The following is a 10,834-nucleotide window of genomic DNA, read 5'->3' as shown; positions in this document are numbered from 1 at the left end:
ATGAAATCAAAAATCAAAGGCTTTACGCTTGTTGAGTTACTGATTGCAGTAGCAATAGTTGCCATTTTAGGCGCAGTAGCGTTTCCTGCTTACACTGATTTTGTCGCTCGCTCTAATAGAACTGAAGCACAGCGAGAGCTACTGAGAATAGCAAATCTACAAGAACAACTTTATATCGATACACGAAGTTATACCGCTGATATGGAAAGCTTAGGCTTAGATAGCGACCCTTTCACGACAGAGAACGGTCATTACACTATTGATGCGGCGCTAGCAGATGGTGGTTTTGTCTTAACGGCTACCGCTTCAGCTCAGCAAAAAGCTAACGATAGTAGCTGTCCTACCTTATCAGTAAGTGATACTGGGCAAAAATTGCCAGCAACAAACTGTTGGGAGCAATAACATGAAACGAATATTAGTAGCTATTGCCGTTATCTTTGCGATTAGTTTAAATGCAGAAGCGGTAGGGTATGCCAAGAAAGACAAAAAGGTTGATGCAAAATGCCATGTGGAACTATTTGGCGGTCAGCAAACTATTTATTTAGCGACAGTGAAAGAAAATCATCTAAATAAATTGTCTGATCGCTTGGCTAATCGAAAAATTCGCACTGTTTTCTCTAAAGATAAGCAACAAGTATTTAAAGTATTTGAATGCGTAAAGCTAGAGAATACATTTAGCTCTATTCAGGCAAGAAACTTGTTTGCCAAGTACCCTAGGTAAGTAACCATCTATTTTATTAGGAGTTAGCATTACTTTGCCAGCTCCTAATAAAAACTATTAGCAAGATACATCGGTGCCATTTCTGTTCTCGTCTTTACCATCATCATCAGTATCTGATGATGCATATACTCGACCAGACAAAGATATAACAATACTACGTGACAACGTGCTGTAACCTTTAGGACAATAGCTAAAGTTGCCATTGCCACCTGAGACTAAACGCCCCGTTGGCGCAAATATAATGATGTTTTGACTGAATTTTAATGTATCACCGTTGCTTGCTTGCCCTTTAACCTTAATTAATTCTTCACTGTCACTATCATAACTTTGATTGTTGACCAGCGTATTGGCGTCATTAACAAAAACACTTAGCTCATTCTGCCAATTGGTGCCGCAGGTGGCGCCATTTAACGGACATACCGTGACGTTTCTACCGCTATTTATTGCGGTATTACGAGCACTTAACATTATTCGGTGCAATTCACTTATTTCGTTATCAACACGTGATTGCACCATATACTCACTTAAACTAGGCACGGCAACTGAGAGGAGAATACCTGTGATGGCGATACCAATAAGTAATTCTGTAACGGTAAAACCTTTAGTTCTTTTCTTCGTTAGGTGTGTTTTAGATAAAAGTTTAGGCATAACTTCAGCCTTGATTAATGCATATAAATTTACTTATAGCATTGATATTAGGGCACAGCTAGCAAAAGTTGTAATTCTAATAGTACTGTTCAGCTACAAATAATTTTTTTACCTGAACGTCTAACATTGGCGGTGTAACTTTTATTGGCGGCGCTAACGTAGCTTCTACCAGATACGGCGACAATAATGCCTCTACTTTTATCGCTATGGTTGGCCGGGCAATAACTGAAAGTTGCATTTTGTCCCCAGCCAGATAAGTGGCCTGTTGCTGCATAGGTCAGACCAACGCGAGTAGTTCCGTATTGTAATTTATCGCCTGTTTTAATGGCTGACTTTACAGCGATAATTTTTTCGTTTAATGCCGGCTCATAAATTTTATTATTATTCGCATCAGTGAAAACACTAAGTTCCCTGTGCCACTCACCGGTACAAATGCTTTGAGCATTAATCGGACATAAAGTGACATTACCGTTGCTGGTTAATGCTGTGTTTCTAGTGATAAGTAGCAGGCGATGTAGAGTGAACATTTCATTATCCACTCTTGCCTCAATAAGGTAGTTGTTAAGATTAGGAATGCCGATAGCAAATAAGCTTAATAGAATTGCTAGTGAGACTAAAGCTTCAATAATAGTGAATCCAATATACTTTGACATAACAACCAGTCCTTAGTTGAAAGCATTTTTCACCGCTAGGTATAGTCAAGAATATTGGATTTTTCCAAATAAAATAGCTTAGTTTTCGTAGATTGTTGGAATAGCACAGCGCTTATGTTGAGTTTTCAAATAGATAGCAATAATTTTTTCTTCAACAATTTTATCGGTGTTTTTCCCTTCCAAAAAATCATCAAGTTGGTCGTAACTTAACCCTAGCGCGTCTTCATCTTTTTTACCTGGCGATAGTTCTTCTAAGTCAGCAGTAGGGGCTTTATCTACTAGTTGCTCAGGAGCCCCTAACTCACATGCAAGCTGTTTCACTTGTCTTTTTGATAAGCCAAATAGCGGCGCTAAATCACAGGCACCATCGCCCCATTTGGTAAAGAAGCCAGTAATGTTTTCTGCGGAATGATCGGTACCAAGTACTAAGCCGCCTAATATGCCGGCGATATGATATTGCACGACCATACGAGATCTTGCTTTGACATTACCTTTGGAGAAGTCGATTTGTGTGGCAGTAGCAGAGGCGATATTAGCATTTGCTAAGGCATCTAGGGTTTCATTGTGAATTCCTTCTGCGGCAGCAAAAATATTGGTTGTTAAGCTATGACTCGGCTTGATAAATGTTAATGCTAACTGGGCATCGTCTTCATCTGCTTGCACATCATAAGGTAAACGCACAGCGATAAATTGGTAGCGCTGTTGCTCAATAGACTGTTCACTATTTAAGGAGTCTATTGCCATTTGCGCTAAACGACCACAGGTAGATGAGTCAACTCCGCCGCTAATGCCCAAGACTAATGTTGTTAATCCGGATTGTTTTAGTTTTGTTTTGATAAATTCAATACGACGCTGTATTTCGAACTTAGCATCAATGTTAGGTAATACTCTCATTTCATCGATTATTGCCTGCGGATTCATTATATTTCCTCTTAGTGGTGATCGGCATTTTACAAGTAAACAGAATTAGCGGTTAGCATACAGGTAGTGTAACAAAGTCTTTTCCTGAATAGAATTTTTGCTCTAACACTAACGGATAAATCTCGGCAATATATTGATATTAAGGGGAGATAAAGATGATAATATAGCTCATGTATCATTTGGGATCTCAAATCAACCTATAGGCTGTAAAGATGAAAAAGATAGAAGCGATAATTAAACCTTTTAAAATGGACGATGTTCGTGAAGCACTTGGCGAAATTGGTGTTACCGGAATGACCGTTTCTGAAGTTAAAGGCTTTGGGCGGCAAAAAGGTCATACTGAGTTGTATCGTGGTGCAGAATATATGGTCGATTTTTTACCTAAAGTAAAACTTGAGATTGTGGTTACGAAGGAAAATGTAGAGCGTTGTGTAAATACTATTTTGGAAACCGCACAAACCGGTAAAATTGGTGATGGCAAAATTTTTATTACCGATGTTGAGCGTGTTATTCGTATTCGCACCGGCGAAGAAGACGATGAAGCTATTTAATTAGCACTTTCCATATAAAAAAATACCAGCATTAAGCTGGTATTTTTTTATTAACCATTAATCTACTAAACTATTAATTTGCAATTAAAGGATTGTTTGGATAGTTTGCCGCTAGCACTTGTTTGGCGTTAATGCGTAAATCTTCTAACCCAAGCTTTTCATAGCAGTGGATCATAATCTCTAACGCTTGCTCAGTTTCTGGGCTAGGTGAAAAGTACTCAACAATATACTTGCCTCTGTTGGCTGACGAAACGTAAGCTTCACGTTTTAAATAGTAACGAGCAACCGCCAGTTCATATTTTGCTAAACGAGATTTAATACCTATCATGCGTTGGCGAGCATCAGCTGCATATTTACTTTCAGGGTACTTTTCTAAAATTAATTTTAAATCTTTAAAAGCATCACGAGCAGCGGTCGGATCACGATCTGAACGGTCAATACCGGCTAAATCTTGGAATAGATTTTCTTGCGTTGCAATATTGATTAAAGCGCGCATGTAATAAACATAATCTAAATTTGCATGGGTTGGGTTCAACCGTAAAAAGCGATCCGTTAAGGCAATACCTTGTGCGGCGTCACCACTTTTATAGTAAGCATAAATTAGGTCGAGTTGTACTTGGTGCGAAATAGGGCCGTAAGGATATCGAGAGTCTATCGCAGATAATATTTGAATAGCCTTTTGATATAATCCATTGTCAAGCGACTCTCTTGCATCGGCAAATAATGCTTGAGCTGACTTATCTGGCACCTTTTCAATTTCTTTTTCATTTGTTCCAGAACAGGCTGTTAAACCTAACATTACTGTTAGGCACATTATTTTTATTGTCATTTTTTCCATAGACTTCAATATCACTACTTTGTTTTAGTTAAAATAAATATCTTCTTCGCCGCTATTACTACTTAATGTAATTACTTAATGTAATTGCTTTAGCAAAGAGGTAAAATAAGCACTGGCATTCTAACCTAGCAATCATGCCTTGCACAGTGCTAATTAATAGAGAGTTTAATGGCTGAAATAATTCAACACCGGGATACGGTTCCCGAATCATGCTTAGGTAAACGTTTCGACCAGACTTTGGCCGAGATGTTCCCTGATTATTCACGTTCACGATTAAAAGAGTGGATTTTAGCGGGCCATGTCACGGTTAATGGTCAAGTAATCGATAAAGCACGAGAAAAAATGTTTGGCGGTGAACAAATTGCCATTAACACTGAAATCGAAGCTGAAATTCGCTTTGAAGCACAAGATATTCCGTTAAATATTGTCTATGAAGATGATGATATTTTGGTGATCAACAAACCAGCTGGCTTGGTGGTTCATCCAGGTGCTGGTAATCCTGATGGCACGGTATTAAATGCCTTGTTGCACCATTGCCCACAATTAGATGTTGTGCCACGTGCAGGTATTGTGCATCGTTTAGATAAAGACACCACAGGATTAATGGTGGTTGCTAAAACTATTGCGGCGCAAACAAACTTGGTTGAGTCATTACAAGCACGTGAAATAACACGTGAATATGAAGCCGTAGCCAATGGTATTATGACCGCTGGCGGTATTGTTGATGAGCCTATTGGTCGTCATGCCACTAAACGTACTCATATGGCGGTTACTTTTTCTGGCCGACCTTCTGTGACGCATTACCGTGTAATGGAAAAGTTTCGTCTGCATACACGCTTGCGTTTGCGCTTAGAAACTGGTCGTACACACCAAATTCGTGTTCATATGGCGCATATCACTCATCCATTGGTTGGCGATCCGGTTTATGGTGGCCGTCCTCGTCCGCCGAAAAATGCTTCAGAAGAATTACGTGAAATGTTGCGTCAGTTTAAACGTCAAGCTTTACACGCGGCAATGTTATCTTTGTATCACCCTATTACCGGTGAACAAATGACCTGGCATGCCGATGTGCCAAAAGACATGGTGGCGTTAACGGACATGTTACGTGTTGACTCGAAAGAACATGCCAGTGGTAGTGACTACTAAATCACTTGAAAATTTGCACTTAATTGATTGGCCAACACCTAAAGTGTTGGCCTTTTCTACAACACGTTTACCACCGAAATCTAATAATAACTCTCTTAATATAACTGCTTCTAGCGAGAACATTGCAGTTGCAGGAGTCGTTCCAAGCGCATTTGATTTTTTTAATTTGGGCTCAAATGTTGGAGATAGCACAAGCTCGGTTGTTAATAATCGAAATACCTTACTGCAGTTTCTTCCTAGCGAAACCAAGATACAGTGGCTCGAGCAAGTTCATGGTAGCTATGTTGCCTATATTGATAAACATAATGCGATCCCTATTGTTGCTGACGCCGCTATTACGTGTCAGAAAAAATTAACCCTAGCCATAATGACAGCAGATTGTTTGCCAATTTTACTGGCAGATAAAAATGGTGGTGAAATTGCCGCCATTCATGCTGGTTGGCGACCTTTAGCTGCCAATATTATTAAGAAAACTATTAGCCAAATGAAAACACCAATAGATGATATTGTGGTTTGGCTTGGACCTTGTATTGGCGCACAAGCTTTTGAAGTGGGTGAAGAAGTAAAAAAAGCATTTACCAATATCTCTGCTCAGTTTTCGGTAGCATTTACTCCTTTAGGTAATACACCACAGACTAATTACTCCGATAAATATTTGGCTGATTTAGTCACTATTGCTCAGTTACAACTAAAAGCACTCGGTATTAAAAATTTTTCCAGTGTTAACGCCTGTACCTATACCGAAAGCGATAAGTATTATTCATATCGAAAAGAAGGTAAAACGGGTCGTATGGCCAGCATTATTACGTTAGTTTAATATCGATAATTAAGCTCGGTAGTCAAACACTGTACTGAAGTTATTTAGCTGAAGAATTTGATAATAAGCTCTTGTTCTATGTCAAAAACTTAAGCGATATTCACTTGAAATTAGCCTGTGCTGTCCCTATAACATAAGTAACTAAAATGTAAGCCCAGTAATATGGCAATAGGAGACGATTCATGCGTTTAGATAGATTCACCCAAACTTTCCAGATGGCAATATCAGATGCCCAGTCAATTGCACTGGGTAAAGACCATCAATTTATTGAGCCTGTACACTTAATGTTGGCGCTATTAAATCAAAATGCCAGCAGCATTATTCCATTGCTAAAAAGCGCCGGCATTAATGTTCGTACCTTAAGAACACAAATCGAAACTGCCATAGGTGAACTTGCGCAAATCTCAGGTACTGGTGGTGAAGTTCAATTGTCTTCAGCGATGGGAAATATTCTTAATTTATGTGATAAATTTGCGCAAAAACATGGTGATAAATTTATTTCCTCGGAAATTTTTGTGCTTGCAGCACTGCAAGACAAAGGTAAATTAGGACAAATTCTTAAAGATCTTGGCGCTAGTGAGCAACGCATTCAAGATGCAATAGTGCATGTACGTGGCGGTCAAAGTGTCGACGATGTCAATGCAGAAGAAACCCGACAAGCGTTAGATAAATACACCGTTGATTTAACTGAGCGTGCAGAGCAAGGGAAATTAGACCCAGTAATTGGTCGCGATGATGAAATTCGCCGAACCATTCAAGTACTGCAACGACGCACTAAAAATAATCCAGTATTAATTGGTCAGCCAGGTGTTGGTAAAACCGCTATTGCCGAGGGGTTAGCGCAGCGTATTGTTGACCATGAAGTTCCCGAAGGTATACGAAATAAACGCGTACTTTCGCTTGATATGGGCTCTTTGGTGGCAGGGGCAAAATATCGTGGTGAATTTGAAGAACGCTTAAAAGCTGTGCTGAATGAACTTGCTCAACAAGAAGGGCAAGTTATTCTTTTCATTGATGAATTGCATACTATGGTCGGGGCAGGGAAATCAGATGGTGCGATGGATGCGGGAAATATGTTAAAACCTGCCTTAGCGCGGGGGGATTTGCACTGTGTCGGCGCGACAACGCTAGATGAATATCGTCAATATATTGAAAAAGATGCGGCTTTAGAGCGTCGCTTTCAAAAAGTATTAATAGATGAACCTAGTGTTGAAGATACCATTGCAATATTACGGGGTCTGAAAGAGCGTTATGAATTGCATCATAATGTTGAAATTACCGATCCGGCAATTGTCGCTGCCGCAGCGTTATCACATCGATATATTAGTGATCGACAGTTACCGGATAAAGCCATTGATTTGATTGATGAAGCCGCATCAAGCATTCGCTTGCAAATGGATTCAAAGCCGGAAAATTTAGATAGACTCGAACGTCGTTTGATCCAATTAAAGCTAGAACAACGTGCGTTATCTAAAGACTCTGATCCGGCATCAAAAAAGCGTTTAGATTTAATTTCTGATGATATTGCCACCTGCCAAGCCAGTTATGATGAGTTGGATGAAGTTTGGAAAACAGAAAAAGCGGCGCTACATGGCACGCAGGCAATAAAAACTGACCTAGAGCAGGCGCGTATCGAATTAGAAGCTGCTCGTCGGGCGGGTGATCTCAATGTAATGGCTGAGCTTCAGTACAGTCGAATTCCTGACCTTGAAAAGCAGTTAGACCTTGCTACACAAGCCGAAATGCAAGAGATGACATTACTGCGTAATAAAGTGACTGATGTAGAAATTGCCGATGTCTTGAGCCGAGCGACAGGGATACCTGTGTCTAAAATGCTCGAAGGCGAAAGTGATAAGTTATTGCAGATGGAAGATAAATTGCATAAACGTGTTATAGGTCAATTAGAAGCGGTAACTTCAGTTTCTAATGCTATTCGCCGTTCTCGTTCTGGCTTGGCTGATCCAAACCAACCGATAGGTTCGTTTCTATTTTTAGGGCCAACTGGGGTAGGTAAAACTGAATTGACTAAAGCTTTAGCGCATTTTCTTTTTGATAGTGAGGATGCATTGGTTCGAGTCGATATGTCTGAATTTATGGAAAAGCATTCGGTAGCTCGATTAGTGGGGGCGCCGCCAGGGTATGTTGGCTATGAAGAGGGGGGGTATTTAACCGAGGCAGTCAGACGTAAACCTTATTCTGTAATACTACTTGATGAAATCGAAAAAGCACATCCTGATGTTTTCAATATCTTACTACAAGTATTAGATGATGGCCGGTTAACTGACGGGCAAGGACGTACTGTTGATTTTAAAAATACCGTTATCATTATGACCTCGAATATTGGCTCAGATGTTATCCAAGAGTTTTCACAAGAAAATCAATACCAAGAAATGAAAGCTAAAGTGATGGCAGAGTTAAGCCATCATTTTAAACCAGAGTTTATCAACCGAGTTGATGAGACTGTTGTATTTCACCCGTTAATTGCCAAGCAAATTAAGCATATTGCCGCTATTCAAATATCAGCATTGACTAAGCGGTTAGAAGAGCGTGATATTACCATGACATTGTCAGATGAAGCCTTGTCTTTTGTTGCATCCGTTGGCTTTGATCCTGTATTTGGTGCTCGACCACTAAAACGCTCTATACAGCATGAAGTTGAAAATCCATTAGCACACAAGTTGTTAGCCAATGAATTTTTAGCAGGGGATCATATTGAAGTAGCGTTAGCTGATAATAGCTTACAGTTCACAAAACGTTTGCCATAAAACAAACCGGTTGCATGTAAGAGAGCAAATGAAGTTACTGCCAGTAAAAGGTTATTTATCTGTGCAGTAAACTTCAACCTGTTTAGTGTTCATGGCAAGTTGTTGCTGTTTTTCTATGGCACTTAATACTTTTAGCTCACCATTTTCATCTTTATACTGAATTTTATCAAAACCTTGTAAAGTGGCTACATTTTGGCGAGCACTGTTGCATTTATCATCACTGATGTTATTTGTGGTGTTGTTATTCACAGCTGAACTTTCTGGGGCGGGAGTGTTATTTTCATTATCACTATCGTCCAATGCCGATGACTTTCTATTGTTAGCCATACTAATGACAGTATATTGATCATGGGATGGTTGGTGTTGGCTGAAATGAACAATATTATTTTCATCAACCCAGCGATAAACCGTTAAGTTTTCTGCAGCCAAAATACAAAAAGACGCCAACACTGCTGAAAGAAGAACTAAGCTTTTGATGTTCATCATGCACCTATCCATAAGTTGATAAAATAAGCACTTAAAAGTGCTGCGACTAATTATTAAATTAGTCATTAAAACGTAATTGCTACAACATCTTATAACAATAGAAAGTCAAATTTACAAATTTTTACCACATTTATAGAGCTTTCAGCGTCACTTCAACTACCTTTCATATTTAAACTTATGCTAAATTAGCAGCCTTTATAGCACTTAACGTATTGCGATTTATCTATGCCAGACAAAAATAATAACGACTCTTTGCCGACACGTGGTATTTATCTTTTACCCAATCTTCTGACGACTGCAGGGTTATTCTCTGGATTCTATGCCGTAGTGTCATCGATGAACGGACATTATATCAGCGCAGCAGTTGCGATATTTATTGCGATGATTTTTGATGGGCTTGATGGCCGAGTAGCTCGTATGACTAATACCCAAAGTGAATTTGGTGCTGAATACGATAGCATGGCTGACATGGTTTCGTTTGGTATTGCACCAGGGTTAGTGGTCTATAACTGGGCTTTATCAAGTTTTGGTAAATTTGGCTGGTTGGCAGCGTTCATCTATGTGGCATGTGCTGCATTACGACTTGCCCGGTTCAATACCCAAGTTGGTGTCGCTGATAAACGCTATTTTCAAGGCTTAGCCAGCCCTGCCGCGGCAGGTGTCATTGCTAGTTTGATCTGGGTGGGTAGTGAATATCAAATTGATGGTCAACAATATGGTTTTATTATTGGCCTTATTACGATAACAACGGGCTTATTAATGGTCAGTAACTTTAGATACAATAGCTTTAAGGATGTCGACTGGAAAGGAAAGGTCAATTTTGTTGTTGTTTTACTCATTGTTTTAGGTTTTGTTATTGTGGCATCAAGTCCTGAAAACATTCTGCTTTTTATTTTTGCACTTTATGCTTGTTCAGGGCCGTTCACGACAATTCGTTCAGTTAAGAAGTTAAAGTTAGAGCATGTTGTCGGTGATGATGAAGATGCTGATTTTCGTCTAGACGCAAATAATGATAAACAAGAAACAAATAGTAGTACTGAGTCAGAAAATAAGAGCGATCACTAAATGCTAATATTATTAGCTGTGATGAATAAAGGCGCTACCTAGCGCCTTTTTTGTCTTTTAAGGACGTTAAAACGACAAAGCGCTCAAATAAAAAGCAAACAAACTTGTTTCTGTAAATAAAGTGACATTAGGTGTTGACGTCGCCGCAAAAATCCCTAAAATGCGCTCCACTTCTTCGGGGCAACCTAAGAAGCTTGTTTTAAAAGGTTATCTAACAAGGTTC

12 protein-coding genes are annotated in these 10,834 nt (G+C 39.4%); 7 read left to right on the top strand and 5 right to left on the bottom strand.

The features are described from left to right. Together AC27JP_RS00060 and AC27JP_RS00055 are read left to right on the top strand one after the other, a co-directional pair. Nucleotides 1-402, top strand: coding sequence for a type IV pilin protein (locus AC27JP_RS00060; protein ID WP_487111347.1), 402 nt, complete (start codon nt 1-3; stop codon nt 400-402). Nucleotide 403: 1 nt separating this feature from the next. Next, nucleotides 404-721, top strand: a complete 318-nt coding sequence (locus AC27JP_RS00055) for a TapY2 family type IVa secretion system protein (protein WP_487111345.1) — start codon at nt 404-406, stop codon at nt 719-721. A 57-nt stretch (nt 722-778) separates the two neighbouring features. Here AC27JP_RS00055 and AC27JP_RS00050 read toward each other — a convergent pair whose 3' ends face one another. From AC27JP_RS00050 to nadE, 3 genes are all read right to left on the bottom strand, one after another. Next, the gene (locus AC27JP_RS00050; protein WP_487111344.1) at nt 779-1,369 is read right to left on the bottom strand and encodes a GspH/FimT family pseudopilin; all 591 of its coding nucleotides are present in this window, start codon (nt 1,367-1,369) and stop codon (nt 779-781) included. Between the two features lie 89 nt (nt 1,370-1,458). Next, entirely contained in the window at nt 1,459-2,022 is a 564-nt protein-coding gene (locus AC27JP_RS00045) for a GspH/FimT family pseudopilin (protein ID WP_487111342.1), read from the bottom strand. Between the two features lie 78 nt (nt 2,023-2,100). Continuing rightward, nucleotides 2,101-2,943 (bottom strand): ammonia-dependent NAD(+) synthetase, encoded by an 843-nt coding sequence (nadE, locus tag AC27JP_RS00040; RefSeq protein WP_487111340.1) that lies wholly within the window; start codon nt 2,941-2,943, stop codon nt 2,101-2,103. A gap of 212 nt (nt 2,944-3,155) precedes the next feature. Between nadE and glnB the strand changes: the two genes are divergently transcribed. Then, nucleotides 3,156-3,494, top strand: a complete 339-nt coding sequence (gene glnB, locus AC27JP_RS00035; protein WP_487111339.1) for a nitrogen regulatory protein P-II — start codon at nt 3,156-3,158, stop codon at nt 3,492-3,494. 73 nt (nt 3,495-3,567) lie between these two features. Here the strand turns inward: glnB and AC27JP_RS00030 are convergent, their stop codons facing one another. Beyond that, the gene (locus tag AC27JP_RS00030; RefSeq protein WP_487111338.1) at nt 3,568-4,332 is read right to left on the bottom strand and encodes an outer membrane protein assembly factor BamD; all 765 of its coding nucleotides are present in this window, start codon (nt 4,330-4,332) and stop codon (nt 3,568-3,570) included. Between the two features lie 168 nt (nt 4,333-4,500). Here AC27JP_RS00030 and rluD point away from each other — a divergent pair, with 168 nt between their 5' ends. From rluD to clpB, 3 genes are all read left to right on the top strand, one after another. Further along, nucleotides 4,501-5,478: a 23S rRNA pseudouridine(1911/1915/1917) synthase RluD gene (gene rluD, locus AC27JP_RS00025; RefSeq protein WP_487111336.1), complete on the top strand. Its 978-nt coding sequence runs from the start codon at nt 4,501-4,503 to the stop codon at nt 5,476-5,478. Further along, on the top strand, nt 5,468-6,295 hold the full coding sequence (gene pgeF / locus AC27JP_RS00020; protein ID WP_487111334.1) for a peptidoglycan editing factor PgeF: 828 nt from the start codon (nt 5,468-5,470) through the stop codon (nt 6,293-6,295). Before rluD ends, pgeF begins: the two co-directional genes overlap by 11 nt. Nucleotides 6,296-6,477: 182 nt before the next feature. Then, the gene (clpB, locus tag AC27JP_RS00015; protein WP_487111332.1) at nt 6,478-9,060 is read left to right on the top strand and encodes an ATP-dependent chaperone ClpB; all 2,583 of its coding nucleotides are present in this window, start codon (nt 6,478-6,480) and stop codon (nt 9,058-9,060) included. Between the two features lie 51 nt (nt 9,061-9,111). Here the strand turns inward: clpB and AC27JP_RS00010 are convergent, their stop codons facing one another. Further along, the gene (locus AC27JP_RS00010) at nt 9,112-9,546 is read right to left on the bottom strand and encodes a DUF4124 domain-containing protein (protein ID WP_487111331.1); all 435 of its coding nucleotides are present in this window, start codon (nt 9,544-9,546) and stop codon (nt 9,112-9,114) included. Between the two features lie 225 nt (nt 9,547-9,771). Between AC27JP_RS00010 and pssA the strand changes: the two genes are divergently transcribed. Next, nucleotides 9,772-10,611: a CDP-diacylglycerol--serine O-phosphatidyltransferase gene (gene pssA, locus AC27JP_RS00005; protein WP_487111329.1), complete on the top strand. Its 840-nt coding sequence runs from the start codon at nt 9,772-9,774 to the stop codon at nt 10,609-10,611. Nucleotides 10,612-10,834: the final 223 nt, after the last annotated feature.

This window comes from Colwellia sp. SU-HH01172, from assembly GCF_057553355.1.
The sequence above is the reverse complement of the archived record's forward strand: the minus strand, read 5'-3'. Positions and strand labels throughout refer to the sequence as shown.

Excerpts from the sequence above, each read along its gene's own strand:
- AC27JP_RS00050 (WP_487111344.1), bottom strand. The coding sequence starts at position 1,369 with ATGCCTAAACTTTTATCTAAAACACACCTAACGAAGAAAAGAACTAAA.
- AC27JP_RS00055 (WP_487111345.1), top strand. The coding sequence starts at position 404 with ATGAAACGAATATTAGTAGCTATTGCCGTTATCTTTGCGATTAGTTTA.
- AC27JP_RS00030 (WP_487111338.1), bottom strand. The coding sequence starts at position 4,332 with ATGGAAAAAATGACAATAAAAATAATGTGCCTAACAGTAATGTTAGGT.
- pssA (WP_487111329.1), top strand. The coding sequence starts at position 9,772 with ATGCCAGACAAAAATAATAACGACTCTTTGCCGACACGTGGTATTTAT.
- AC27JP_RS00045 (WP_487111342.1), bottom strand. The coding sequence starts at position 2,022 with ATGTCAAAGTATATTGGATTCACTATTATTGAAGCTTTAGTCTCACTA.
- clpB (WP_487111332.1), top strand. The coding sequence starts at position 6,478 with ATGCGTTTAGATAGATTCACCCAAACTTTCCAGATGGCAATATCAGAT.
- nadE (WP_487111340.1), bottom strand. The coding sequence starts at position 2,943 with ATGAATCCGCAGGCAATAATCGATGAAATGAGAGTATTACCTAACATT.
- AC27JP_RS00010 (WP_487111331.1), bottom strand. The coding sequence starts at position 9,546 with ATGATGAACATCAAAAGCTTAGTTCTTCTTTCAGCAGTGTTGGCGTCT.
- AC27JP_RS00060 (WP_487111347.1), top strand. The coding sequence starts at position 1 with ATGAAATCAAAAATCAAAGGCTTTACGCTTGTTGAGTTACTGATTGCA.
- rluD (WP_487111336.1), top strand. The coding sequence starts at position 4,501 with ATGGCTGAAATAATTCAACACCGGGATACGGTTCCCGAATCATGCTTA.
- glnB (WP_487111339.1), top strand. The coding sequence starts at position 3,156 with ATGAAAAAGATAGAAGCGATAATTAAACCTTTTAAAATGGACGATGTT.